The sequence below is a fragment of the Amphritea atlantica genome, from assembly GCF_018860855.1.
Lineage (GTDB): Bacteria > Pseudomonadota > Gammaproteobacteria > Pseudomonadales > Balneatricaceae > Amphritea > Amphritea atlantica_A.
On sequence record NZ_JAHKQE010000025.1, the window covers coordinates 15,356 to 40,359 of the forward strand.

Genomic DNA, 25,004 nt, shown 5'->3' on the forward strand with positions numbered 1-25,004 from the left:
GACAAAAAAAAAAGCCCCGAGGGGCTTTTTTTTATCACAGCTTTCGGCAAACCATCAATCAATCTTTAATGCGATATTCCGCCGAACGCGCATGTGCCGTCAGGCTTTCACCTCGGGCTAATACCGAAGCGACCTTACCCATCTCCGATGCCCCATCTTCTGAGAACATTATCAGCGATGAACGTTTCTGGAAATCATATACACCTAGGGGTGATGAAAAACGCGCGGTACCTGAGGTTGGAAGTACATGGTTAGGCCCAGCACAGTAGTCGCCCAGCGCCTCAGCGGTGTAACGCCCCATGAAGATCGCACCCGCATGCTTAATCAAAGGTAACAGCGCCTTAGGGTCTGCAACAGATAACTCTAGGTGTTCAGGTGCGATCCGATTGTTTACCTTAGCGGCTTCTTCGAGATCAGCCACTTTGATCAACGCTGCACGATCAGCTAGAGAACGGCCGATAATCGCTTTGCGCTCCATCGTTGGTAGCAGCTTCTCGATACTGGCACTCACTTTATCAAGGAAATTAGCATCTGGGCTGATCAGAATAGGCTGCGCATCTTCATCGTGCTCAGCCTGTGAGAACAGATCCATCGCGATCCAATCAGGATCGGTACCGCCATCGCAAATCACTAAGATTTCAGACGGTCCCGCGATCATATCGATCCCTACGGTGCCATAAACTGCACGTTTTGCCGTAGCCACAAATATATTGCCCGGACCGACGATCTTATCCACTTTAGGAATCGTCTCAGTACCATAGGCCAGCGCCGCAATCGCTTGCGCACCACCTATAGCAAAGGCGCGACTAACACCGGCCAATGCCGCTGCCGCCAATACCAGTTGGTTCACTTCACCATCCGGCGTTGGCACTACCATAATCAGTTCTTCAACACCGGCAACATGGGCCGGAATCGCATTCATCAACACCGATGATGGGTAAGATGCTTTACCACCGGGGACATACAAGCCCGCCTTATCCATCGGCGTGATTTTCTGACCGAGCAATGTGCCATCAGCTTCCTGATATTCCCATGACTCACCTTTCTGGCGTTCATGATAGTCACGTACCCGCTGAGCAGCCACGCGAAGCGCGTGATTCTGATCGGCAGGCAAGGCTGCCAATGCTTGATTCAAATCATCCTGAGTAAACTCAAGTTCGGCCATGGTGCTAACACTGAGACGGTCAAAACGGTTAGTGTATTCAACAACCGCACTATCGCCTTCGGCTTTTACACGCTCAAGAATATCTTCAACAGTCCGGTTAACATCTTTATTAGAAACCGACTCCCAAGCCAACAATTTATCCAACTGCTCGCTGAAATCAGCCTGTTGACTGTCTAATCTTAATACCACTGGGTTGGCCATCATTATTTCGACCTATCTTTACGCGCTTCTACTGCCGCGGCTAATTGTTCAATAATAGGCTGGATCTGCCGATGTTTCATTTTCAACGCAGCCTTGCCTACCACCAAGCGAGAGCTGATATAGCAGATATCATCCATCGGCACCAAACCATTAGCCCGTAACGTATTACCGGTATCGACAATATCAACAATGCGATCAGCTAAGCCCATGATCGGTGCCAGCTCCATCGCGCCGTACAGTTTGATAATATCAACCTGCCGACCCTGACGGGCAAAATACTCTTTGGTGATATTGACAAATTTGGTGGCAACTTTCATTCGCCCTTCAACTTCGCCAGCATCCTTCATGCCTGCCACCATCAGCCGACATTTAGCAATATCTAGATCAAGAGGTTCATAAAGATCTTTAGAGCCATATTCCAACAGCACATCTTTACCCGCAACGCCCATATCAGCACCACCATTTTCCACATAGGTAGGAACATCCGTCGCCCGAATAACAACCAGTTTGATATTGTCATGGTTGGTATCGAAAATCAGCTTACGGCTACTGAAAATATCTTCAGCTGGGATGATATTCGCCGCTTCTAAGAGAGGCAGCGTATCTTTAAGAATACGCCCTTTAGATAGCGCAATGGTCAGGTTCTGTTTCATATTTGCTATTTTGTTACCACTTAAAATTCAGTACAGGCACACAGGCTATGCTGTAAATGCTCATTTTCTGTCGCTATTAACTGTCGCTCTGAGTCACGCTTCTGCCACCCGGAACCCGTTTAATCTTAGCGCCCAATAATTGAAGCTTTTCTTCGATGCACTCATATCCACGGTCTATATGATAGATACGGTCGATGATGGTATCACCTGTTGCCACCATGGCAGCAATTACCAGACTAGCAGAGGCTCGAAGATCCGTCGCCATCACCGGCGCACCGGTTAGCACTTCACGTCCTTCGGTAATCGCCGTATTACCATCGATAGTGATCTTAGCCCCCATGCGTTGCATCTCTTGCATATGCATAAAGCGGTTTTCGAACACGGTTTCCTTAATGATACCCACGCCTTCAGCTATAACATTTAGCGCAGCAAACTGAGCTTGCATATCGGTTGGGAACGCAGGGTAAGGCGCGGTGGTTACATTGACCGCTTTAGGCCGCTTACCTTTCATATCCAGACTGATCCAATCCGAACCACATTCAATCTCTGCGCCCGCTTCAATAAGCTTTTGCAACACAACATCAAGAATATCTGGCCGAGTGCTTTTAACTTTAACTTTACCGCGGGTTGCTGCGGCAGCGACGAGATAAGTCCCTGTTTCAATCCGATCCGCAATCACTGAATAGGTACAGCTCTTTAACGAAGCGACACCATTGACAACAATGGTATCCGTTCCATGACCGGTAATATCAGCACCCATGGCGATCAGAAATTCAGCCAGATCAACAATCTCGGGCTCTCGCGCGGCATTTTCAATAATAGACTGTCCTTCTGCCAGTGCAGCAGCCATCAGGATATTCTCGGTACCGGTCACGGTCACAATATCAAAAAATACCCGTCCGCCTTTCAAGCGGCCATCACAGGTCGCTCGAATAAAACCTTCCTCAACGGTGATCTCGGCCCCAAGAGCCTCAAGACCTTTAAGGTGAAGATCCACTGGCCGACTACCGATAGCGCAACCACCCGGTAGTGACACCTCAGCATGGCCAAAATGTGCCAGCAGTGGTCCTAGAACCAAAATCGAAGCGCGCATGGTTTTCACCAGGTCATAGGGCGCGATCGTCGAGGTTAATGTCCTAGCATCGATTTCAACATTGAGCTTTTCATCGACGGTCAGATCAACACCCATCTGCCGGAGTAGCTCAAGCATGGTGGTAATATCGTGCAGATGAGGCAGATTACTGACAGTAACCGGTTCGTCCGCTAACAGTGTGGCGGCCAGAATAGGCAAAGCGGAGTTCTTAGCTCCGGAAATGCGTACTTCACCTTCCAGCCGGTTTCCACCGGTAATGAGCAGTTTATCCATGAAAATAGGGTCTCTATGCGCTTCAGTTCTGTTCTGCCCACTGGGCTCGGGTAAAGGTCTTAATGGTCAGAGCATGAATACTACCGTCAGCAATCTGGTCGGAAAGACAACCATAAACCATCTGCTGTTTTTTGACCGGCCGCAGACCTTCAAAGATATCCCCGACAACAGTGACTTGAAAGTTACAACCTTCACCTTCAGGAAAGACTTCACAGCCTTCTAGTTTTTCTTCCAGAATACGTTTTACATCTTCGATTTGCATGCATAATACCAATGAGTATTGGGGGAAAATAATAGGTTGGCAATGATAGCGGAAAGCGCAACAAAAGGCGATGACTGTAACGAAACAGCCATCGGTGACCAGCAGGCTCTAAGCAGCCGCTTTATGGCTTAAGGCTGGTATTATCTAGACCAACTAAACGAACAATCGCACTCAATTCAGCAGGAATATTAAGCGCCTTAAGTGGCCGTTTAAGTGCTCTACTTTTCCGTTCAAGACAGAGCCATAAAGATACCGCAGAACTATCCACTCGCCGCACACCAGAAAAATCGATGACCACGGCCTGCTCAGTTTGGTCGAATGCTTTTTCAAGCGCCTCTCGTACTGAGATGATCGTACTAAACAACAGATCACCTTTCAGCAGTATCCCATCAGCGGTCATCTCAACTTGAGAAGCCATCAACTCTCCTTACTACCGTTGCTAGCAATGGCATCTTTCCAGTCAGCAATCACTTGTTTCACATTGCCATTGGTACGCGACGCCATATCCGCGAATTGATTCTTAAAGTTCAGCCGCAGATTAATGCCGTCGACCAATACATTCACCAGCTTCCAACCATCATCTTGCTTCAGCATGTAATACACTAATGTGTATTGTTTGCCATCGGCAGAATAGACATACACACTGACGACCTGCTTATCTGCGGCAGGGCTTGGATGCCCCTCCTCTGCAACCTCATATCTAACAATATCAAAGCCCGTCAATGATTTCGCAAAGGTACGCACCATTGTGTCTTTAAATACCGTCGAAAACAGTGACTGTTGCTTCTCATCAACACGATTATAATATTTACCCATTACCCGCTTAGATACATAACTAAAATCAACCACGGGGTTGAGAATCGCTTCAATATCAGCGATCAACTCTTCACTCTTCTCTGGTGCTTTTAGTGATGGCTTTTCCAACACGGCCATCATCTGCGAAGAAGCCTGCTCAATCGTATCTCGCGCCTCCTCCCACGATGCCTGGGCTGACACAGACGCAAACAGTATCGTTAGCAACACTAACCACCGATTAATATATTTCATATTCACCCTTCCCATATTTATGTAGCAATATCTAGCGTAGGTTACTCAGATGCTTGATTGAACAGGAACTTGCCAATCAACTCTTCTAACACCAACGAAGACTGGGTGTCTTCAATAAAATCACCCTCTTTCAATATTTCATCATCCGCCGCGCCGGTTGTGATACCGACATACTTTTCGCCTAATAGACCCGCGGTAAGTATGGAGGCAGAACTATCTGATGTCAGATAATCCACATCTGCATTGATCTCCATCTCGACTAGCGCCATCAATTTTTGGCGATCGATACTAATATTAGTAACTTTACCAATGGCGACACCTGACATGGTCACTTTTGAACGTGCAGTCAACCCACCGGCATTTTCGAAACGGGCATAGATTTTATATGAACCCTCCTGTTTCGCTAGCGTCAGGCCGCTGACACTGATCGCCAGCATAGCCAGCGATAACATGCCGACCAACATAAAGACCCCTACACCCAGCTCAATTCCACGATTACGCATGTCTTACAAATCTCCAAACATCAAAGCTGTCAAAATAAAATCAAGCCCTAGAACAGCCAAAGATGAATACACAACTGTTTTGGTTGTCGCCTGACTAATGCCTTCAGAAGTGGGTACTGAATCATACCCCTGAAACACGGCAACCCAGGTTACAACCACGCCGAATACTAAGGATTTAATGAGTCCATTTAGCACATCATCAAAAAAGTCGACCGAGTTCTGCATGTTAGCCCAGAAAGAGCCTTCATATATGCCTAACCAATCGACCCCCACCAACATGCCACCCCAAATACCGACAGCACTAAAAATCATGGTCAGAATAGGTAAACAGATAAGACCAGCCCAGAAGCGAGGCGCGATAATCCGTCGTAATGGATCAACACCAATCATCTCCATACTGGATAACTGTTCAGTGGTCTTCATCAAACCGATCTCTGCGGTTAATGCAGAGCCCGCCCGACCGGCAAACAAAAGGGCCGTCACTACCGGCGCCAGCTCCCGCACAAGACTTAGCGCGACCATCTGCCCAACCGCTTGTTCCGTGCCATAATCCACCAGAATGGTATAACCCTGCAACGCCAGCACCATACCAATAAACAGACCCGATACAATGATAATTACCATTGATAGCACGCCCACTGAATAGAGTTGACGAACTAACAATGGAAACGAAGTCAGTGGGTCTGGGCGAGCAATAACTGCCTGCATCAACACCATTCCCGCTCGGCCAATAGCCGCGACTCGATCCAGTACAGACCGACCCAGCAACGCAAGATTAGCAGTAACCGATTGCATCAGCGCCCCTCCATCAAGTCTGTTTCATAATTATTGGCCGGAAAATGAAACGGTACGGGACCATCCGGCAAACCTTTCATAAATTGTTGTACTTGCGCAGAATCATTCTGTTCTAACTGCGCGGGTGTTCCATGGGCAATCACCCCAGCATCTGCAATGATATAGATGTAATCCGCAATGCTAAGGGTTTCCTTGATGTCATGGGACACAATAATACTGCTGTGCCCTAGCGCTTGATTGAGCATTTTAATCAAATTAACCAGCACTCCCATGGCGATAGGATCCTGCCCGGTAAAAGGCTCGTCATACATCACTAATGCTGGATCCAACGAGATAGCTCTGGCCAACGCCACACGACGTCCCATGCCGCCAGACAACTCGCTGGGCATCAACTCAGATGCACCGCGTAAACCAACCGCTTGCAGCTTCATCAAAACAATATCGCGAATCATGTCTTCGGGCAGTTTAGTATGTACACGCAGCGGGAAAGCGACATTTTCAAAGACACTCATATCGGTAAAGAGTGCGCCGCTTTGAAATAACATACCCATCTTTTCACGCACATTGAAAAGCTCTTTACGCCCCAAGTGAGGTATATCATCGCCATCAAGCAAAACAGAACCAGAATCAGGCTTCAACTGCCCACCGATCACCCGCAGCAGAGTCGTTTTACCGGTACCACTAGGCCCCATAATGCCCGTCACTTTACCGCGAGGAATGCGTATATCCATATTTTTAAAGATATATCGATCACCCCGGCTAAAGGTAAGTTGTTTAATATCAATGATGATATCGTCAAAAAAATCCATAGTAACGGTGACTCAATCAGGACAATAAAGGGTTTCAGTAGCGATGTGATGCTTATTGCACCCGATAGTTCCTGAAACCACTATAAATAAGCAGATAATATGCGGTACAGAACACCACTATATAGCCATTAAAAAAGCGCGACGATTGTATCACTCTTGCCTATAAACGTGAATAAAATCGACCGTAAGGGCAGCAACCTCTTGCACATAGATCCGATTACTCATTAAATAGGCCTCCGTTTTAACCACAGCTGAACAAATAACCCGATGCTATACCCCATTATTGCACTATTATTAGGTTTCATTATTTTGGTCTGGAGTGCCGACCGTTTCGTTATCGGTGCCGCCGGAACTGCCAAAAACATGGGCATGTCACCAATGTTAATCGGCCTGACGGTGGTTTCTTTTGGCACCTCCGCGCCCGAAATTTTGGTTTCAATCATGGCCGCCACTACCGGTGCCGGAGATCTTGCCGTCGGCAACGCACTGGGCTCCAACATTGCCAACATTGGCCTAGTACTGGGGATGACCGCCCTGATCGCCCCGCTACCTGTACGCTCTAAGGTTCTCAAACAAGAGATTCCGCTATTATTAGCCATCACCTTGTTGGCGGGCGCCGTACTCTACGACCTCTATCTAGGCCATATCGATTCGATCATCCTGTGCTTATCACTGGTCGTCTGCCTGTACTTATTCACCCGTTTCCAGCGCAACGCCAGTGATGACGAAATTAATGATGAAGAGGATGAGTTACCAGAACTCTCTACCCCCTGGGCTATCTTTTGGCTGATTGCTGGGTTATTGCTGCTCGCGGGCAGTTCTCGATTACTTGTCTGGGGAGCGACCGAAATCGCCACAACCTTGGGTGTGAGCGACCTCATCATCGGACTAACGATTGTCGCTATCGGTACCAGTCTGCCCGAACTCGCCGCCTCGGTGGCCAGTGCCTTGAAAGGCCATACCGATATTGCACTGGGAAATATTGTTGGCTCAAATATATTTAATATTGCAGCAGTCATGGCCGTACCGGGCTTACTTGCGCCAATTGAGTTAGATCCAGCGGTACTCTGGCGTGATTATGGCTCTATGTTAGGCTTAACGCTGTTACTCGTCGCATTAGCCGTCTATCAGCGCCCGCCAAAAATCTCGCGCGTCGAAGGTGGAATACTACTGGCAGCCTATGCAGGTTATCTTGCACTACTATACAATATGAGCGTTTAATCCCTATATCGGATTGCAGCCTTCACGACTGCAAACAGAGCTGTGAATAAAAGTATGATTAATAATGAATTGGATTTTTTAGCCTCCGCTAAGCGCACCATCGAACTAGAACGGGATGCCGTCAACGACCTGTTGGGCTATCTAAATGACGACTTTGGCAAGGCTTGCCAACTAGCGCTGGCATGCAAAGGCCGGGTTATTGTCACGGGCATGGGCAAAAGCGGTCATATCGGTAATAAAATTGCCGCAACACTGGCATCCACCGGCACACCGTCCTTTTTTGTTCATCCGGGCGAAGCCAGCCATGGTGACCTAGGTATGATCACCCGCGCCGATGTTGTTATCGCACTATCCAATTCAGGTGAAACCAACGAAGTACTTTCGATACTGCCACTGATCAAGCGGATGAAAGCACCACTGATCAGCATAACCGGCAACCCAGAATCAACTTTATCTCGCAGTGCCGATGCCAATCTGAATGTCACTATACGTCAAGAAGCGTGTCCTCTAGGGCTCGCACCCACCTCTAGCACAACGGCATCACTGGTTATCGGCGATGCTCTAGCGATTGCGTTGCTGGAAGCGAGAGGCTTCAGCGCTGAAGATTTTGCATTTTCTCATCCAGGAGGCAGCTTAGGCCGACGCCTACTGTTAAAAGTGTCCGATATTATGCATAGCGGCGATGACATCCCTAAAGTCAGCGATTCAACCATGCTCAAAGACGCACTCATGGAAGTCACCCATAAACATCTGGGAATGACCACAGTAGTGAATAGTGACGGCGTCCTGCAAGGCGTGTTTACCGATGGTGACCTACGACGCACCCTCGACCATGACGTTGACATGAAAAGTACGCCTATCATCGATGTTATGACCACCGATTGTACGACGATCACCAGTGACATACTGGCAGCTGAAGCCTTACAGATTATGCAAGACAAACAGATTAACGCCTTGATCGTTCTAGATGCCGCGCAACGCCCCGTTGGCGCATTGAATATGCACGATATGCTAAAAGCAGGTGTCATCTAATGCCTGCTCACTTTGCTAGAAAGCTCCGCAACGAGCTCAATGAATCGCTAATCGCTAAACTCCAAAACGTTAAACTGGCCGTGTTTGATGTTGACGGTGTCCTGACGGATGGCAAATTAAATTTTCTCGCCGACGGCAGTGAAGTCAAAAACTTCAACACTCTAGACGGACTTGGCATTAAGTTACTGGCCCAAGGTGGCATCAAAACTGCGATTATTACCGGCCGCCGTTCTCCTCAAGTTGAGCGCCGAGCTGAAGCGCTAGGTATCGATTACCTCTATCAGGGCCGAGAAGATAAACTCACCGCTCTGCAAGAACTCTGGCAAGATACCGGTTTTAACGCACAACAAACGGCCTACATCGGTGATGATCTACCCGATCTCGCAGCAATCCGCGCTGTTTGCTTTGGCGCCACCGTTAATGGAGGCCATCAGTTGGTCGCTGCTCATGCTGATTGGTGTAGCCAACGGACAGCAGGCAATGGCGCAGGCAGAGAGTTTTGTGAAACTATTCTGGCCGGCCAGGGATCACTTCAAGCTCTGCTCAACGAGTACCTCTAAATGCTAACCGGACGCGCCCGCCTAGTCGCTGCTGCGGCTATTCTAATCCCTGCTGTGGTATATCTCGGAATGGATTCTGAACGCCATCCGGTGCGTCTAAAACAAGCACCCAATCCCGCTTACCAGCAGTCAGACTATTATATTGTGAATGGCCGAATCCGGGATTTCGCGCCTAACGGCGCATTACAGCAGCAATTAAGCTCAACCCAATTGGAACATCAGCCAGCCCTGCAACAAATATTAGTCACCAACCCTGAGATGCTGATATACAACGCGCAACAACCGACCCGTAAAGTCAGTAGCTTGCGCGGGATCATTAGCGACAACGATGACAAAGTTGTATTAGAGGGGGGAGTATTATTTCAGGACAGCCCTGATCCCGCTGAAGCCAATACACTACGGACCGAGTCATTAGTCCTATTACCACAAGAAAATATCGCCAAAACCGATAAACCAGTGACGATCTCAAGCCCCTCAGGCACAACCAGCAGCGTAGGCATGACAATAGACACCGACAGTGGCATTCTTAACCTCCTGTCAGACGTTAACGGAGTATACAATGTTAATTAACCGTATAAGCAAAGCCTTATGCGTGTTGCTACTTAGCTGGCAACCAGTGGCTATGGCCCTACCGAGTGACGCCAACAAAGCGATCCATATCAGCGCGGATAGTGCGACTCGCAATGATCAGACAGGCATCACACTTTATACCGGTGATGTTTTATTAACACAGGGCAGCATGAAAGTTAGCGGCGACAGTATTGAGCTAAGACAGGCAAACAACAGCATCACTAAAATTATCGCCAAAGGACGTCCAGCTGAATTTCAACAGCGCCCCGCCGCTGATGAAGAGATCACCCACGCATACGGCAAGGTACTCAATTACAATGTTCGTACCAAAGAACTAGAGATTATTGGCCAAGCAAAAGTATCACAGGGTGCCGATGTATTTAGCGGTAACCGAATTGTTTACAATATGAATAAAAGCACGGTAAATGCATTCAGGGATGAAAGTGCTGACGGCGAGCGAGTACAAATTGTTATTCAGCCAAAACCAGCCCCCATAAAAACCACCGAGGTACCCGTGGATTCAACAACGTCTAATACAGCGACTGGAGAACTCAACAACCAATGAGTCGACTAGAAGCACTCCATTTAGCAAAGAGCTATAAAAGGCGCGACGTTGTATGCGATGTCTCCATTAGCGTCGATAGCGGTCAGATTGTCGGTTTACTAGGGCCTAATGGTGCGGGTAAAACAACTTGTTTTTATATGATCGTCGGGCTGGTAGACGCCGATAAGGGTCAAATCAAAATTGATCAGTTGGATCTAACGAAACAACCGATGCATATCCGTGCCCGCAATGGTATCGGCTATTTACCGCAGGAAGCATCAATTTTCCGTAAACTCAGCGTCCATGATAACCTGATGGCCATTCTGGAAACCCGTAAAGAGCTGAGCCGCCATGAACGACAACAGAAACTGGACGAACTACTCGAAGAGTTTCATATCTCTCATTTGACTAAAAGCTTGGGAATGAGCCTCTCCGGTGGTGAACGACGTCGCGTTGAAATTGCTAGAGCATTGGCAACCGAGCCCACATTTATTCTGCTCGATGAGCCATTTGCCGGTGTTGACCCAATTTCAGTTAGTGATATAAAGCAAACAGTAAAACACCTGCAAAGTAAGGGTATCGGCGTTTTAATTACCGACCATAATGTTCGCGAAACACTGGATATCTGCGAACAGGCTTACATTGTTAGTGAAGGTTATATTCTTGCAGAAGGATCGCCAGAGGATATTCTTGCCAACCAGCAGGTCAGGGAAGCCTATCTTGGTGAGCAATTCAAGCTGTAACAGGTATATAAGCGACTTTCTATGAAACAAGCGTTACAACTAAAAATGGGTCAGCATCTGACCATGACCCCACAATTACAGCAGGCGATTCGCTTGCTGCAATTATCGACGCTTGATCTGCAACAGGAGATTCAGGAAGCTCTGGAATCGAATCCGATGCTGGAGGTAACTGAAGAGGATAGCGCCTCAGACAATGCTGCGGATCAGGCGAGCTCTGAGGCACAAGTGAGCAATCATGAATCCGTTTCCGCATCCGCCCAAACGGCTGAATCAGAAGAGATTCAAGCGGCCGATAGCGATTGGAATGAGGACATCCCTAGTGAGCTGTCCACTGATAGCAATTGGGAAGACACCTATCAGACTGTTTCCAGCTCATCATCTTCGTCCCACGATTTCTCTGACATGGAGATGGAGTCGAACGACACTGCGGATGAAACATTACAGGACCATCTTAGCTGGCAGCTAAACCTAACACCGATGAGCCGCGTTGATGAACTCATCGCCACCAGTCTTATCGATGGCATTAATGTTGACGGCTATCTCAACGTCGAACTCGATTCAATTCTTGAATATTTTCATCAGCAAGATGATGAGCAGCTCAATAATATTGAACTGGATGAAATCGAGGCCGTATTACGCCGCATTCAACAGTTTGACCCACCGGGTGTTGCCGCCCGAAATTTAAGTGAGTGCCTTGCCATTCAGCTACAGCAACTGCCGGAAGATACCGAATATCGTCCAGAAGCGATTAAAGTTGTCACTCAATATATTCACTTATTAGGCAATCATGATTATAAGCAGCTGATGCGTAAAGCTCGGATACGGGAACCTCAACTGCTGCAAGCAATCAACTTGATTCGCACACTCAACCCCAAGCCCGGCTCGATGATCACCAGTTCACAATCAGAATACGTTATCCCTGATGTACTGGTCTATAAAGAGAAAGGTGTCTGGCAGGTTAGCCTAAACCCTGAAGTCGCGCCCAAACTGCGAATTAACGATGGTTATGCCGACCTGATCAGACGAGCTGATACCAGCCCCGATAACACCTATCTGAAAAACCATCTGCAAGAAGCCCGGTGGTTTATCAAAAGCCTGCTCAGTCGTAATGACACCCTAATGAAGGTCACCCGTGAGATTGTCCGGCGTCAAGAAGCCTTTCTCGAAAACGGTGATGAAGCGATGCGACCGATGGTGCTACACGATATCGCCGAAGCGGTAGAGATGCATGAGTCGACTATCTCCCGTGTGACCACACAAAAATACATGCACACCCCTCGGGGTATTTTTGAGCTGAAGTATTTTTTCTCCAGCCATGTAACCACAGTGAATGGTGGAACCTGCTCGTCAACCGCCATTCGAGCGTTAATTAAGAAGCTGGTCATCGCTGAAAACCCAGTAAAACCGCTGAGTGATAATAAAATTGCCTTGCTTCTTGAAGAGCAAGGTATCAATGTTGCAAGAAGAACCATTGCAAAATACAGAGAATCCCTTAGCATTCCACCTTCTAATGAACGAAAACGTTTAGTTTAATGACTTTTTATATCATGGGAACCGGGCGTCAACCCGGTACAATAACACTAGGAGATTACCATGCAGATCAATATTACCGGTCACCACGTTGAATTGACTGATTCCCTGAATGAATATGTTCAGAATAAATTTGAGAAGCTGGAGCGGCATTTCGACAACATCACCAATGCACAGGTAACCTTAAGCGTCGAAAAAACCCGTCAGAAAGCGGATGGTGAACTTCATGTAGCCGGCGCCACGCTCTTTGCTTCCGATGAACAAGACGATATGTACGCCGCTATTGATGGACTGATCGACAAGCTTGACCGTCAGATCATTAAACATAAAGAAAAGATGAAAACTCACAAGTAACTATTATACGATGCTAATTTCAGAATTATTAGCGCCCTCTGGAGTACTCTGTGCTCTAGAGGGGGGTAGTAAAAAACGTATCCTCGAGATTGCCAGCCAGCAGATTTCCAATCTGCACCCTGAGCTTGAAGCTGAAACCATCTTTACAGGCCTACTCGGCCGAGAAAGACTGGGCAGTACAGGTATCGGTGAAGGTGTGGCCATTCCCCATTGTCGCTTAGATGAGTGCAAGCAGGCGACTGCCTTGCTGATTCAGTTAAACGAACCGATCGACTTCGATGCGATTGATAGTAAACCCGTCGACCTGTTGTTCGTACTCGTTGTGCCCTCAGAAGCCTGTGACGAGCACCTACAAACACTGGGTCATCTAGCTGAATTATTTAGTCAAGCCTCGTTCCGCCAACAACTTCGCGATGCGAAGTCAGCTGAAGAACTTTTCGTGGTGGCTACCGGACCTAGGCAGGCTTAACCAGATGAAACTGGTGATCATCAGTGGCCGCTCAGGATCCGGTAAATCAACCGCCCTGCAAGCCCTGGAAGATGTTAACTTTTACTGCATCGACAACCTTCCTGCTCCGCTGCTACCCGATCTGGTGAATCAGATTTTGTCAGACCCAGACCATCCGAATCAGCTTGCCGTCAGCATCGACGCCCGTAATCAACACAGCAACTTGAAGCAGTTTCCCGACATTTTTACACGGCTACGAAAAATAGAATCGCTAGACTGCGAAATACTCTACCTAGATAGTTCAGAAACAACCCTGCTAAAACGCTATAGCGCAACTCGACGTAAGCACCCACTATCCAATGATACCCAGGGCCTACAACAAGCGATCAGCTATGAAAAGAAGCTACTCGAGCCGGTATCTGATTTAGCCAACATCCGTATTGATACCACCCGTCTGTCACTCTATGAACTTAGAGACAGCATCAAACTCCGCATCGCCCAACGACAAGAGCAAGAACTGTCGTTGCAGTTCGAGTCGTTCGGTTATAAACACGGCATCCCTCTGGATGCGGATTTCACCTTCGATGTACGCTGCCTGCCCAATCCATACTGGCTGCCTCACCTGCGAGGTTATAGCGGCCAAGACAAGCCGGTCATAGAATTCCTTGAGCAACAGACCGAAGTGCAAGAAATGCTCACGGATATCACCACGTTCTTAGAAAAATGGTTGCCACTGTTTGAAAAGAATAACCGTAGTTATATCAGTGTCGGTATCGGTTGCACCGGCGGCCAACACCGCTCCGTCTTTATCAGTGAATGTCTCGCTGGTCATTTCCGAACAACTATGGATAATGTCCAGATACGCCATCGCGAACTGAACTGATAAAGGTATTAAGCCATGCTGGAAAAAAAGATAACCATTATCAATAAGCTGGGGTTACACGCCCGTGCGGCGGCTAAACTCATTAATGTCACCAGTTCATTCTCTGCCGATATACAACTCACTAAAGACGGACGTCAAGTGGATGGCAAAAGCATTATGTCCGTGATGATGTTAGCGGCCAGCAAAGGCACCGAACTGAGCATCTCCACCAACGGTGAAGACGAACAACAAGCGATGGACGCCATTATTACGCTTATCAACAACCGGTTTGATGAAGAAGAATAACCTCTCTCCCCCTATTCGTTTAAAAACAATACGCTATAATGCCCACAACGATTGATGCTGCAGTGATCGGTGATCACTGACTAGCTGCAAGGCAATCTGTCTCTATCTGTCTGACCGGGGTCCGGCCATGAACGCCAATGTAAACGAAAGTGAACTGGATAAGCTGAACACAGCCCTTGAAGAAGGTGCGTTCAGACAGATACGTTACACCCTAAACAAGACATTACGCCCTTCCGAAGTCGCCCACCTGATCGAAAAGTCGCCACCGAAAGAACGGCGCTTGCTTTGGAGCATGATCCATAAAGACATCGAAGCGGATGTTTTGCAGGAACTCGGCGATGATGTAAAAGCCGAGATCCTCAGCAAGATGAACACCTCAGAGGTGCTCGCCATCTCTGAATCGCTCGAGCCCGACGACCTCGCCGATATGATGCAGCAGCTACCGGAAACGGTCATGCACGAGCTGTTGCGTTCGATGGATCATCAAAACCGCGAACGGCTGGAAAAAGTACTTTCCTATCAGGAAGATACCGCCGGCGGCTTAATGAACACCGATACCATCACCATACGGCCCGATATTACCATCGAAGCGGCACTACGTTACCTGCGACGTCACGCGGAACTACCGGATATGACCGACTGCCTGTTTGTCGTTAGCCGTAAAGATACCTATATCGGCAGCCTGCCACTGACTCGCATGCTGGTAAGTGATCCATCAAGCACGGTGCGGGAGATGATGGTCACTGACAAACCCCCTATCCAAGCAGATATGGAAGACACCCTAGTAGCCAAACTGTTTGAGCAGGAAGACTTGGTATCAGCACCGGTGGTTGATGAAAATAATCAACTACTCGGACGTATCACCATCGATGACGTCGTCGATGTTATTCGTGAAGATGCCGACCACTCTCTGATGAGCATGGCGGGTATGGACGAAGATGAGGATACCTTCGCCCCAATCATGAAAACCACCCGCCGCCGTGCGGTATGGTTAGGCATTAACTTGATCACCGCCTTTATGGCTTCAGCAGTCATCGGCCTGTTTGAAGAAACCATCGGTAAAGTGGTGGCCTTAGCAGTATTAATGCCGATCGTCGCCAGTATGGGCGGCATTGCTGGTAGTCAGGTCCTAACACTGATGATTCGCGGTCAAGCACTAGGTCATGTGGAACGCTCTAACGCTCGCTGGCTACTTAACCGTGAAATGATAGTGGGGTTACTTAACGGCCTACTCTGGGCGGCTGTGGTAGCGATCATTGCTGTCCTCTGGTTCCAAGATCTAACCATCGGTATCATTATCGCTTGTGCTATTATGATTAATCTATTTGCCGCCGCACTGGCTGGCACACTATTGCCGATCCTCCTGAAAACTTGGGGTATTGATCCGGCACTGGCTGGCAGTGTGTTATTAACCACGATTACCGATGTAGTCGGATTTTTTGCATTCCTCGGTCTAGCTACCTTTTTTTATAGCTAGAACGGCCTACACAAGAGAGCTTTATGAGTCAAAATGACGATTTTCGCCCCGACGACGAACACGAATTCGATGAAGAGTGGGTGTCAAAATCCCAGCGTAAACGGGAGATGGAGCACCTACAAGAATTAGGCGCTAAACTACCTGAGCTAAATAAAGAGCAGCTCGCTAAAGTCCCCATGGGTGATACATTGCGGGTGGCGATAGAAGAAGCACAACGACTTCAGCCACGTTCAGAGGCGACCCGACGTCAGCTACAATATATCGGCCGGCTAATGCGCGGAGAAGATGCTGAAGAGATACAAGCAGCAGTTGATCAGTTCGAAGCAGGCAAACAGGCTCACCTACAGATATTCCACAAGCTTGAGCGCTGGAGAGAGCGACTAATTGTAGGTGACAATACAGACCTGCAAGCTTACCTGACCGAAGACCCTGAAGCTGATATTCAGCATTTGCGGCAGTTATTACGCAACGCTAAAAAAGAAGCGAGCCAAGGTAAACCACCAGGAGCCTCGAAAAAGCTCTTTAAGTACCTACGTGAACGGGCTGATGTGTAAAGCTTAGCCACCCATAATGAATAAAGAGGTAGATCATTTAAGGTCAGCCTCTTTTACTTTTCTGTTTCAGGCTGCTGCAGCAACTCAACTTTCGGATCGCTCCAATCGCCGTCCATGCTGTAGGTGACCGTGGCAAACTGCTTTTTAACCTTATCCCCTACCAGTTTATCCAGCAAAAAGGCTAAACCAGCAATCTGCGGTGCACCTAATAACACGGCAGCCAACGGAATATTATCCGTTACCGGCAAAGTAACCGCCATCTGCTGCTTAACGGTTTCATTGACCAGATCAATATCGCCACTTGCCGCCATATCTAGCGAGGGCCCACGCATAACAAAGGGGCTGTTTGTGCTTGCAACACCCTTCACTATCCGATAATCCCCCTTCATACGATCAAAACTTATCCCTTTAGCAAACAGGTCGGTAAAGTCCAATTTAAGTCGTCGTCCCAACGTATTCATATTAAAAATACCAAAGACCCTTAATAAACCCGTACCACTCCCAGCTTCAATGAGTCGTCCATCACGGGCATCGAAGGTTAGCGTGCCGTCTGCACGAGCCAGATCATACTCCCATGGCGCGCCGAGCCATTGCAGTTGGATATTAGCGGTCGCCTTTTTCGTTTGCAGCACTTTCTCATAGCCCACGTTTTCCAGTGTGCGACCTAAGTCCTTCGCATCCACCTTAAGCTGTAACTCACTCTGACTCAGCACCCCGGGGCGCCAAACAATCTCACCACTGGCATTAAGGTCAGGCAGTTGAGCGCTAATCCCTTCAATATGCATATTCTGTTCGTGGTTACGTATATTAAAACGCCACTGCCCCCAATGTTTTTCTTTCACAATCAGGTCTCGAATATCGATATCCAAATCAGGCACATTCCCCGGTTGCAAAGTGCCTAGCGCTTTCTCAGACGTGGCTACTTGCTTAGTGTCCTTCAGCGACTGATCTTCATCTCTAGCCGGTATCAGGCCATCAAGATTAAGCGTTGCAAATAACAGTTGCGGCGCTATCGCAGCACTATCTGGAAGATTCACCTGTAGATTAAGATCGGCACCGGATACCCCAATATCCCAGCCATCATTGCGGCGCTCGAGTAGAATTCGGCCATTGTTCATCCGCAGATAATCATAGCCTAGTGTTGTAACTTTAATATCAGCCTGTACCGGAATAACCGCCGAGCTATTGCTGGACCCTGACACTTTTTGTGTCGATGAATCAGCCATAATACCCGTTCGTTCTAACATGCCGATCAACGACTCATAATTTAACTCTTGAAGCTGACCATTCACTTGCAGACCAGAAAAATCAGTCGGCCGCGCGTCACCGCCCCCCAGCATAAGGTGACCTCGACTTAACTGATCATTATCAAGCTGCAACCAAGCACTCAAGTGGTCGCCGAGTCGGATATTCAATGTTTGTGGTGATGCAAAATCGGTATGCAGCAACAAAGGCATCACCTGACCTGCAGGTTTACTATATGGTGGGATAAGATCTAAGGCGGTCTGCTGCAGATCCGATTTCACCGTTAAGCCTGAACAGTCGGCCCTTAAACAGAGATCCAGGTCGGCTTCGTAAGTTTGCACCCCCTTAGCCAGCGCTAACATCTCAATCCCCGTCCAGTCTTTTAACTGGGACATACTGATCGCGGATTTTAAGTGAGCGGTAATTTTCTCAGATGACCCCTGACCGCTGGAGATAATATCAGCCTTTAAAGGCTGACCAAATAACACTCCAGTGAGTGACTCAGCATATAAGCCTTTATCATGACGATAACTTACCTTGCCAGACAGCTTACTGAGATCCAACTTACGTGCCTTTGACGCGAGTTGCAGGTTCGTAAATGCAGAGCTGACATCAACATTAGGATCCCCTCCGCCCAGCGGGATCATCAAATTTAAACGGGTTTGCGCAGCCCCGTTAAGCGCCCAATTTTTGAGCTCAGTATTACCCCCTTCAAGTACCGGACTATTCAGTAGGGTCGAAGCGATATCCGCACTATCCCCGTTGATGCTAGAAATGATATGCAGGTTTTGAGAATGAGGTGGTAGATAAACCCAACCATGTTCTATCGTGCTGTCATACATTTTTCCACGGCTGACGCTGATCGCTAACCCCTGATCACGCAACAGCAACGAGGCATCCGCCGCTTTTACTGCTGGCCAACCGGGTTGATAATCCACCTCGGCATTAGAGATATCCATAAACATCTGCACAGTGGGCGACTGTCGAGAAGGAATGCTACGGGTACCCGTGTGGAGCATAAAGCCCCCCTGATTCAGAACTCCCTGCTTGATCGATTGAGATACCCAAGCCTTAATACTAGAATCGATAAAATGATCTGGTATCAATTCAGGTGCCAAGCACCCATCAGAGTCTTGCACCCCGATTAATAATGCCAGCTCACTCTGTATCTCACGGTCTAGCGGCAGGTACAGGCTCCATCGCCCACTGGCATTAATACCGGCTTTGTGTAACTCAACATACTCGCTACTGAGATGCAGTATATTCTGCGCCAAACTAAAATGAGTAGTGCCCTGAGCTTCATCAAAAACCCACCCCTGATCAAACACTTCAGGAAAATGTAGACCTAACTGGTCACTCTCTAGATCAATGCGCCCCAGCAGCCCTTCTACGCCATATTCCAGCTGAACTAACCCCGATATACCCGACATCGCCGGTGCGCCATAGGCGGCTTTAAAAGCCACGCCATCTAAATCACCTGTTAAGGTTAACTGGCTCCAATCCTGAGTCTGATCACTCGACCGCTTCAAACTAACGGCTGCATCCTCGGCAGCGCTATTGAACGGTCCCAAAGGCTGCTCTGTTGAGCTAGCCAAGGCTGAACTGACTACTGAGGAATCAGCCACACTTAGCGCGGTTTCACTGGCTAATTTATCATCCACTAAACCAGTAGCATCTAGGCCTTGTGACGGTAATGCTGACACCGGTGACGATGTTTTTTTGGCTTGTACCGCGACATCGTCGCGTTGTTCTTCAGTCCCTGCTGGCACAGGCCACTGCAACACAAGATTATGAACCATACCGCTCGGTGCAACCCGAGCAAGCACATGACGGATACCCTCGGGTACAAACGGTTGTTTATCGACAAAATCAGCGATCTTAGTGATATTAAATTCAGTGAGAGCAATCGAATCAATCCAATCTTGCTGGCGATTAATTACTAGCTGAGGAAAAGCCAGTGACTGTTCATTAATCAGTGCCGAAAAATCATTGATCTGTAACTGAAATTGACGTGGCTCCGGTTGTAGCAACGCAAACCCCGTGGCCAAGTTCTGAATAGACAACTCAGGCAACCTTGGCAGCTGCGTTGTTAGTTGTAACTTTCCACCATCAATGCCGCCGAATACTCGGGTCAATCGTCCTTCAGACCAATTACCCCAGATTTCCGTATTCAATTCCAACTGCTCAAGTGAAATAGGCACGGCAAATAACTCGCGGGCAGCCTCTACTAACGGAGTATCAACACCTGCGAGCTTAAGATAAAAATCGAAATTCGTGGTTTTGGGGTTAAACAGATGGCTATCAGACTCAATTCGCAGGGTTGCCGCAGCTTCTCGCTGCTCATACGTCACCAATAACTCGCCGGCAAAGTGATGTTGCTGAGGGCTATTTTCAAGATTAAATCGATCACTCTTTAACAGCATCTGCTTACCGGACGGTAGCGTTAGATCGATCTGTGTATCGTAGAAGAAGATATGCGGCTGCAACCATAAACTGGCCAGCGGATCGGTCGCAGAAGCGGAATCATCCGTTTTCTCTGCACTATCAACTGTGGTCTTAAGCGGCCAGCTTACTAGATCGGCCTGCGTATGTAGTGACCAGAGCTCCACTTTACTTAACACCGGCTGCCATTTCAGCAGACTACTGACCGGATTAAGACCCAACACCAACTGTTCAAGTTCTATCCGACCAATATTCTGCGAACGATGATCCGCAATAACGACACCCTGCAGCAGTAACTGGGGAAACTTACCCTCCCAACTGGCATTAATATCTCGAATCGTTACTTCGGTACGTAAACGTTCGCTCAGATATTGTTCAATATCCGTTCGATAATCCCACACCGCGGGCAGCAGCAAGCGCACCACCACGGTAAGTAACGCTATCACCAGTATTGAGATAACAACAACCCAACCTAACCAGCGATTCAGCGCCTTTAATAGCCAAACAATGGATGACACTATTATCTTAACACCACATCATACTGTTCAGGACCGTACATTGGCTCAACCTGAAAGCGAATTGTTTTTGCGATGAAGGCTTCCAGTTCAGCCACATGGTCGGATGCTTCATCTAGCAACATTGCCACGACTCGATCGGATGCCAACACCAGATAGGAATCGGTATCATAGGCGCGATGTTGTCGCAGGATCTCCCGAAAAATCTCATAACAGACAGTTTCAGGGGTTTTTACTGACCCCCTGCCCTGACAATGCTCACAAGGTTCACAGAGAATATGCTCTAAACTTTCGCGGGTGCGCTTGCGGGTCATCTCAACTAGGCCCAGCTCAGAAACCCCCGTCAATTTGCACTTAACATGGTCTTTCTCAAGCACCCGTTCTAAAGTACGCAACACTTGACGTTGATGGTCTTCATCCAACATATCGATAAAATCGATAATGATGATGCCACCTAAGTTTCGTAACCGCAGCTGACGACCAATCGCGGTCGCGGCTTCAAGGTTGGTTTTAAAGATAGTCTCTTCTAGATTTCGATGACCGACATAAGCACCAGTATTGATATCCACCGTAGTCATCGCTTCGGTTTGATCAAAAATCAGATAACCACCGGATTTTAGTTCAACCTTTCGGCCCAGCGCTTTCTGAATCTCCTCTTCAATATTATAGAGGTCAAAAATCGGGCGTTCACCTGGATAATATTCAAGAATACTACTAATTTCAGGTACTAATGCTTCAGCAAACTGTTGTGAGCGCTGAAAAGTTTCCTTTGAGTCAACCCGAATACGCTCAATCCCAGCATGGGCCATATCCCGTAGCGCCCGCATATTTAACGGTAGGTCTTCGTAGATACAGGAAGGGGCGCTAAACTCTTCAATTTTTCGGGCGATAGACTCCCATAGACGACAAAGAAACAGAATATCCTGCTTCAACTCGGGTTCGGATACACCTTCAGAGACGGTTCGCAGGATAAAGCCTCCCATCTTTGTGTTTTGATCCTCCATCCCCGCGACCACTTCTTCGACAGCGGTACGTAGTCGTTCCCGCTCATCATTGTCATCAATCCGTTGAGAGATACCAATATGCTCATTACCTGGCATGTACACTAGATAACGTGAGGGGATGGAAAGATTGGTGGTCAGACGCGCCCCTTTGGTGCCAAGGGGATCCTTTGTCACTTGAACCGTCAATGACTGGCCTTCACGCAATAGGCGATTGATCGTCAGGTTGGCTTTTCCAACACCAGCATCCTCATCTGGATGCTGTAACTCATCAACATGAATAAATGCAGCCCGCTCGAGGCCGATATCCACAAATGCAGCCTGCATACCGGGCAAAACACGAACAACTTTGCCTTTATAAATATTGCCAACAATGCCACGTCGCTCAGCTCTTTCGACGTAAATTTCCTGCGGCATACCATTCTCGATAACCGCAACACGGGTCTCAATCGGGGTAAAGTTAATCAGAATCTCTTCACTCATAATCCATCCCTAGGAGACCATAAATAAGGCTCCATCAGTATTCTCTGGTGCTGCTCTTTAAATAACAGAGAGCCTTTTATCGCAATAAGTACCGTACAATCTATGCAACTATAATATAAACACTAAAAACGATAATTAACAAAATTAATCAATCACTTAGGTAACTATTACTGATAACACTATAAACGCTTAATCAATTTTTCCAGCCAAACACTCGACTTGCCATACCGGAATATCAAATGCCGCCAATAACGATGCCGTTTCCATCAACGGCAACCCTACAACAGCAGAATAACTGCCTTTAATCTCCGTCACAAACACCGCCCCTAACCCTTGGATACCGTAGGCTCCGGCTTTATCACGAGGCTCGCCCGTTTGCCAATACTGCTCACACTGCGCAGCCGTCAAGGTTTGAAAGCGTACCTTTGTAGTGACTACCTGACAGAGAATTCGTTCCCCATTTGTGACAGCAACCGCCGTCATCACCTGATGTTCTGTGCCAGAAAGCTGCAACAGCATCTTTAACGCATCATTGCGATCGGTAGGCTTGCCTAAAATCTGTCCATCACAGACCACAACGGTATCAGCCCCAAGCACCACTGCAGCCTCATCGGCAACTGCCAAACCAGCACAGGCTTTTTCTCGCGCCATTCGTTCAACGAATGCTGCAGGTGATTCGTTTGATTGAGGTATTTCAGAAATATGAACGGGTTTGACATGACAAGCGACGCCAATCTGCTGAAGCAGCTCTCGTCGACGGGGGGAGGCCGAAGCCAGAATCAGCTTAGGACCGTTATTTTTTATCTCGGACATCTTGGGTACCCGGTATTATAGTGCGGCTTAGGTAAGCTATCGGCCTCCACAATACAAGTATCAGGACACTCTGAAGGCTCTACGCAAACCTCTTAGAACAATAAACAGCCAAGGCCATAAAATAGCACTCATGACGGCCGGCAAAAGAAAAATCAGACTATCACTTCGGGTGCCCATCAAGCTGTGAACCCAATTGAAAATCAACTGATTAATACCCACCAGAATCATCACCATGATCGCCTGCTGAATCAGCGGGAACATTCGCAAACGCTTGTATAGCAGCAACGTCAAATAGGCAATGATCAACAGTGATAAAACATTTAACCCCATCGGACTGCCTTTAATCAGATCAAGCCCTAGCCCGACCACGGCGGCCGTACCTAAGCCGACCCGCTCTGGTAATGCCATCACCCAATAAATGAGAATCATGGCGACCCACTCGGGCCGGAACCATTCCGCAAACTGCGGCAAAGGCATCTGACTAAGGACATACCCCAGTAGAAATGTTCCTAAAATAATGGAACCGCCACCACCCTGATTATTCACCCACACTCTCCGGTGACTCAAGCTCTTCTGGCTTCGGTTTGATCTTCTCACCATGGACTGGCTCAGGAATAACCGGCAACACATCGGCTTGCGGAGGCATATCGACTAACAAAATATGTCGACTTTTATTTAGCATGGCGGAAGGCTCTGCCTTTACTAAAGCAAAAGGCTCACCAGGGTCCCGCTGTACACTCACCACTTTCGCCACCGGGTACCCTCGAGGGAAACGTCCACCCAAGCCGGACGACACCAGTAAGTCGCCTTCACGAATATCAGCGGTATCAGGTATATGCACCAGTTCAAGCTGATTCACCGAACCGTTTCCTAATGCGATAGAACGAAAACCGTTACGGTTCACCTCAACAGGAATCGCATGGCGTGAATCGGTAATCAACATCGCCCGACTGGTATAGTGACTCACTTCGACGACCTGCCCCATAATACCGCCGGAATCCAATACCGCCTGACCAACATAGGCGTGATCTTCCGACCCTCGATTGAGAATAATCTGGTGCTGAAAAGGATCGGGATTCACCCCGATCAATTCGGTCAAAAAGACATCCTGCTCAAGCCGTTGCCGACCATTCAGCAACTCTCTCAAACGCACATTTTCTGCGGTCAAAGCCGAGACCTGCAGCACCCGCTGCTTCAACAGCAACGCTTCTTGACGTAAACGACGGTTTTCATCGGTCAGTTGACTACGATCCACCAGCACATCACTGAGTTCATCAGCAACCTGAGCGGGCGTATCCACTAGCCACTGTAACGGCGTAATGAGCAAGGAAAGGTAGGAGCGGGTCTGATTCATACTGGACCATTTCAGGTCTAATACAATCAGCAGCAGCGATAACACAACAAGAACGACAAAGCGGGTCCGTAAGGACCCGCTAATAAAGATACTAGCGATGGAACACCCCCCGTTGGAACTGTTCCGTTACATTGGGTAAATCAAGCATT

27 protein-coding genes are annotated in these 25,004 nt (G+C 48.1%); 13 read left to right on the top strand and 14 right to left on the bottom strand.

Features of this window, described 5'->3' with window-relative positions; genetic code table 11:
* Nucleotides 1-58: 58 nt before the first annotated feature.
* The 9 genes from hisD to KO512_RS11655 all read right to left on the bottom strand — a co-directional run bounded on the left by hisD (nt 59) and on the right by KO512_RS11655 (nt 6,801).
* Entirely contained in the window at nt 59-1,366 is a 1,308-nt protein-coding gene (gene hisD, locus KO512_RS11615; protein WP_215952590.1) for a histidinol dehydrogenase, read from the bottom strand.
* 2 nt (nt 1,367-1,368) lie between these two features.
* The gene (gene hisG, locus KO512_RS11620; RefSeq protein WP_215952522.1) at nt 1,369-2,019 is read right to left on the bottom strand and encodes an ATP phosphoribosyltransferase; all 651 of its coding nucleotides are present in this window, start codon (nt 2,017-2,019) and stop codon (nt 1,369-1,371) included.
* Nucleotides 2,020-2,095: 76 nt separating this feature from the next.
* A complete protein-coding gene (gene murA, locus KO512_RS11625; protein ID WP_215952523.1) occupies nt 2,096-3,385 on the bottom strand; it encodes a UDP-N-acetylglucosamine 1-carboxyvinyltransferase in 1,290 nt (429 codons plus the stop codon).
* A gap of 22 nt (nt 3,386-3,407) precedes the next feature.
* Complete coding sequence (locus tag KO512_RS11630; RefSeq protein ID WP_215952524.1) at nt 3,408-3,647, bottom strand: BolA family protein; 240 nt, start codon at nt 3,645-3,647, stop codon at nt 3,408-3,410.
* A 121-nt stretch (nt 3,648-3,768) separates the two neighbouring features.
* The gene (locus tag KO512_RS11635; RefSeq protein ID WP_215952525.1) at nt 3,769-4,065 is read right to left on the bottom strand and encodes an STAS domain-containing protein; all 297 of its coding nucleotides are present in this window, start codon (nt 4,063-4,065) and stop codon (nt 3,769-3,771) included.
* Entirely contained in the window at nt 4,065-4,694 is a 630-nt protein-coding gene (locus KO512_RS11640; RefSeq protein WP_252734990.1) for an MlaC/ttg2D family ABC transporter substrate-binding protein, read from the bottom strand. The genes KO512_RS11635 and KO512_RS11640 overlap by 1 nt, the downstream gene beginning before the upstream one ends.
* Nucleotides 4,695-4,735: 41 nt before the next feature.
* Entirely contained in the window at nt 4,736-5,197 is a 462-nt protein-coding gene (gene mlaD / locus KO512_RS11645; RefSeq protein ID WP_215952527.1) for an outer membrane lipid asymmetry maintenance protein MlaD, read from the bottom strand.
* Between the two features lie 3 nt (nt 5,198-5,200).
* Nucleotides 5,201-5,992, bottom strand: coding sequence for a lipid asymmetry maintenance ABC transporter permease subunit MlaE (gene mlaE, locus KO512_RS11650; RefSeq protein WP_215952528.1), 792 nt, complete (start codon nt 5,990-5,992; stop codon nt 5,201-5,203).
* The gene (locus KO512_RS11655) at nt 5,992-6,801 is read right to left on the bottom strand and encodes an ATP-binding cassette domain-containing protein (protein WP_215952529.1); all 810 of its coding nucleotides are present in this window, start codon (nt 6,799-6,801) and stop codon (nt 5,992-5,994) included. Before KO512_RS11655 ends, mlaE begins: the two co-directional genes overlap by 1 nt.
* A gap of 267 nt (nt 6,802-7,068) precedes the next feature.
* Between KO512_RS11655 and KO512_RS11660 the strand changes: the two genes are divergently transcribed.
* The 13 genes from KO512_RS11660 to yjgA all read left to right on the top strand — a co-directional run bounded on the left by KO512_RS11660 (nt 7,069) and on the right by yjgA (nt 17,002).
* Nucleotides 7,069-8,022 carry a calcium/sodium antiporter gene (locus KO512_RS11660; RefSeq protein ID WP_215952530.1) on the top strand — a complete coding sequence of 318 codons (954 nt, stop codon included), beginning with the start codon at nt 7,069-7,071 and terminating at the stop codon, nt 8,020-8,022.
* A gap of 54 nt (nt 8,023-8,076) precedes the next feature.
* Nucleotides 8,077-9,054 carry a KpsF/GutQ family sugar-phosphate isomerase gene (locus tag KO512_RS11665; RefSeq protein WP_215952531.1) on the top strand — a complete coding sequence of 326 codons (978 nt, stop codon included), beginning with the start codon at nt 8,077-8,079 and terminating at the stop codon, nt 9,052-9,054.
* Nucleotides 9,054-9,614 carry a KdsC family phosphatase gene (locus KO512_RS11670; protein ID WP_215952532.1) on the top strand — a complete coding sequence of 187 codons (561 nt, stop codon included), beginning with the start codon at nt 9,054-9,056 and terminating at the stop codon, nt 9,612-9,614. The genes KO512_RS11665 and KO512_RS11670 overlap by 1 nt, the downstream gene beginning before the upstream one ends.
* Nucleotides 9,615-10,184 carry an LPS export ABC transporter periplasmic protein LptC gene (gene lptC, locus KO512_RS11675; protein WP_215952533.1) on the top strand — a complete coding sequence of 190 codons (570 nt, stop codon included), beginning with the start codon at nt 9,615-9,617 and terminating at the stop codon, nt 10,182-10,184.
* The gene (lptA, locus tag KO512_RS11680) at nt 10,174-10,749 is read left to right on the top strand and encodes a lipopolysaccharide transport periplasmic protein LptA (protein WP_215952534.1); all 576 of its coding nucleotides are present in this window, start codon (nt 10,174-10,176) and stop codon (nt 10,747-10,749) included. The genes lptC and lptA overlap by 11 nt, the downstream gene beginning before the upstream one ends.
* The gene (gene lptB / locus KO512_RS11685; RefSeq protein ID WP_215952535.1) at nt 10,746-11,471 is read left to right on the top strand and encodes an LPS export ABC transporter ATP-binding protein; all 726 of its coding nucleotides are present in this window, start codon (nt 10,746-10,748) and stop codon (nt 11,469-11,471) included. Before lptA ends, lptB begins: the two co-directional genes overlap by 4 nt.
* Nucleotides 11,472-11,492: 21 nt before the next feature.
* Nucleotides 11,493-13,004, top strand: a complete 1,512-nt coding sequence (locus KO512_RS11690; RefSeq protein WP_215952536.1) for an RNA polymerase factor sigma-54 — start codon at nt 11,493-11,495, stop codon at nt 13,002-13,004.
* A gap of 60 nt (nt 13,005-13,064) precedes the next feature.
* A complete protein-coding gene (hpf, locus tag KO512_RS11695; RefSeq protein ID WP_215952537.1) occupies nt 13,065-13,355 on the top strand; it encodes a ribosome hibernation-promoting factor, HPF/YfiA family in 291 nt (96 codons plus the stop codon).
* A gap of 10 nt (nt 13,356-13,365) precedes the next feature.
* Nucleotides 13,366-13,824, top strand: a complete 459-nt coding sequence (gene ptsN / locus KO512_RS11700; RefSeq protein ID WP_215952538.1) for a PTS IIA-like nitrogen regulatory protein PtsN — start codon at nt 13,366-13,368, stop codon at nt 13,822-13,824.
* 4 nt (nt 13,825-13,828) lie between these two features.
* Nucleotides 13,829-14,686 carry an RNase adapter RapZ gene (gene rapZ, locus KO512_RS11705; protein WP_215952539.1) on the top strand — a complete coding sequence of 286 codons (858 nt, stop codon included), beginning with the start codon at nt 13,829-13,831 and terminating at the stop codon, nt 14,684-14,686.
* Between the two features lie 15 nt (nt 14,687-14,701).
* On the top strand, nt 14,702-14,971 hold the full coding sequence (locus tag KO512_RS11710; RefSeq protein ID WP_215952540.1) for an HPr family phosphocarrier protein: 270 nt from the start codon (nt 14,702-14,704) through the stop codon (nt 14,969-14,971).
* 127 nt (nt 14,972-15,098) lie between these two features.
* On the top strand, nt 15,099-16,448 hold the full coding sequence (gene mgtE, locus KO512_RS11715) for a magnesium transporter (RefSeq protein WP_215952541.1): 1,350 nt from the start codon (nt 15,099-15,101) through the stop codon (nt 16,446-16,448).
* Nucleotides 16,449-16,471: 23 nt separating this feature from the next.
* Nucleotides 16,472-17,002 (top strand): ribosome biogenesis factor YjgA, encoded by a 531-nt coding sequence (yjgA, locus tag KO512_RS11720; RefSeq protein WP_215952542.1) that lies wholly within the window; start codon nt 16,472-16,474, stop codon nt 17,000-17,002.
* Nucleotides 17,003-17,055: 53 nt separating this feature from the next.
* Here yjgA and KO512_RS20495 read toward each other — a convergent pair whose 3' ends face one another.
* From KO512_RS20495 to mreC, 5 genes are all read right to left on the bottom strand, one after another.
* A complete protein-coding gene (locus tag KO512_RS20495) occupies nt 17,056-21,207 on the bottom strand; it encodes a YhdP family phospholipid transporter (protein WP_215952543.1) in 4,152 nt (1,383 codons plus the stop codon).
* A 2-nt stretch (nt 21,208-21,209) separates the two neighbouring features.
* Nucleotides 21,210-22,688, bottom strand: coding sequence for a ribonuclease G (gene rng / locus KO512_RS11730; protein WP_215952544.1), 1,479 nt, complete (start codon nt 22,686-22,688; stop codon nt 21,210-21,212).
* 189 nt (nt 22,689-22,877) lie between these two features.
* The gene (locus KO512_RS11735; protein WP_215952545.1) at nt 22,878-23,501 is read right to left on the bottom strand and encodes a Maf family protein; all 624 of its coding nucleotides are present in this window, start codon (nt 23,499-23,501) and stop codon (nt 22,878-22,880) included.
* Nucleotides 23,502-23,561: 60 nt separating this feature from the next.
* Nucleotides 23,562-24,047, bottom strand: a complete 486-nt coding sequence (mreD, locus tag KO512_RS11740; protein ID WP_215952546.1) for a rod shape-determining protein MreD — start codon at nt 24,045-24,047, stop codon at nt 23,562-23,564.
* Nucleotides 24,040-24,954 carry a rod shape-determining protein MreC gene (gene mreC, locus KO512_RS11745; protein ID WP_354667744.1) on the bottom strand — a complete coding sequence of 305 codons (915 nt, stop codon included), beginning with the start codon at nt 24,952-24,954 and terminating at the stop codon, nt 24,040-24,042. Before mreC ends, mreD begins: the two co-directional genes overlap by 8 nt.
* Nucleotides 24,955-25,004: the final 50 nt, after the last annotated feature.

Bases quoted from the DNA above. Each gene is read 5' to 3' on its own strand.
- hisD (WP_215952590.1), bottom strand. From the start codon at position 1,366: ATGGCCAACCCAGTGGTATTAAGATTAGACAGTCAACAGGCTGATTTC.
- hisG (WP_215952522.1), bottom strand. From the start codon at position 2,019: ATGAAACAGAACCTGACCATTGCGCTATCTAAAGGGCGTATTCTTAAA.
- KO512_RS11640 (WP_252734990.1), bottom strand. From the start codon at position 4,694: ATGAAATATATTAATCGGTGGTTAGTGTTGCTAACGATACTGTTTGCG.
- KO512_RS11670 (WP_215952532.1), top strand. From the start codon at position 9,054: ATGCCTGCTCACTTTGCTAGAAAGCTCCGCAACGAGCTCAATGAATCG.
- hpf (WP_215952537.1), top strand. From the start codon at position 13,065: ATGCAGATCAATATTACCGGTCACCACGTTGAATTGACTGATTCCCTG.
- rapZ (WP_215952539.1), top strand. From the start codon at position 13,829: ATGAAACTGGTGATCATCAGTGGCCGCTCAGGATCCGGTAAATCAACC.
- KO512_RS11635 (WP_215952525.1), bottom strand. From the start codon at position 4,065: ATGGCTTCTCAAGTTGAGATGACCGCTGATGGGATACTGCTGAAAGGT.
- KO512_RS11660 (WP_215952530.1), top strand. From the start codon at position 7,069: ATGCTATACCCCATTATTGCACTATTATTAGGTTTCATTATTTTGGTC.
- KO512_RS11655 (WP_215952529.1), bottom strand. From the start codon at position 6,801: ATGGATTTTTTTGACGATATCATCATTGATATTAAACAACTTACCTTT.
- mlaD (WP_215952527.1), bottom strand. From the start codon at position 5,197: ATGCGTAATCGTGGAATTGAGCTGGGTGTAGGGGTCTTTATGTTGGTC.
- rng (WP_215952544.1), bottom strand. From the start codon at position 22,688: ATGAGTGAAGAGATTCTGATTAACTTTACCCCGATTGAGACCCGTGTT.
- lptB (WP_215952535.1), top strand. From the start codon at position 10,746: ATGAGTCGACTAGAAGCACTCCATTTAGCAAAGAGCTATAAAAGGCGC.
- lptA (WP_215952534.1), top strand. From the start codon at position 10,174: ATGTTAATTAACCGTATAAGCAAAGCCTTATGCGTGTTGCTACTTAGC.
- KO512_RS11710 (WP_215952540.1), top strand. From the start codon at position 14,702: ATGCTGGAAAAAAAGATAACCATTATCAATAAGCTGGGGTTACACGCC.
- ptsN (WP_215952538.1), top strand. From the start codon at position 13,366: ATGCTAATTTCAGAATTATTAGCGCCCTCTGGAGTACTCTGTGCTCTA.
- murA (WP_215952523.1), bottom strand. From the start codon at position 3,385: ATGGATAAACTGCTCATTACCGGTGGAAACCGGCTGGAAGGTGAAGTA.
- mgtE (WP_215952541.1), top strand. From the start codon at position 15,099: ATGAACGCCAATGTAAACGAAAGTGAACTGGATAAGCTGAACACAGCC.
- yjgA (WP_215952542.1), top strand. From the start codon at position 16,472: ATGAGTCAAAATGACGATTTTCGCCCCGACGACGAACACGAATTCGAT.
- KO512_RS11630 (WP_215952524.1), bottom strand. From the start codon at position 3,647: ATGCAAATCGAAGATGTAAAACGTATTCTGGAAGAAAAACTAGAAGGC.
- KO512_RS11665 (WP_215952531.1), top strand. From the start codon at position 8,077: ATGATTAATAATGAATTGGATTTTTTAGCCTCCGCTAAGCGCACCATC.
- KO512_RS11735 (WP_215952545.1), bottom strand. From the start codon at position 23,501: ATGTCCGAGATAAAAAATAACGGTCCTAAGCTGATTCTGGCTTCGGCC.
- mlaE (WP_215952528.1), bottom strand. From the start codon at position 5,992: ATGCAATCGGTTACTGCTAATCTTGCGTTGCTGGGTCGGTCTGTACTG.
- lptC (WP_215952533.1), top strand. From the start codon at position 9,615: ATGCTAACCGGACGCGCCCGCCTAGTCGCTGCTGCGGCTATTCTAATC.
- KO512_RS11690 (WP_215952536.1), top strand. From the start codon at position 11,493: ATGAAACAAGCGTTACAACTAAAAATGGGTCAGCATCTGACCATGACC.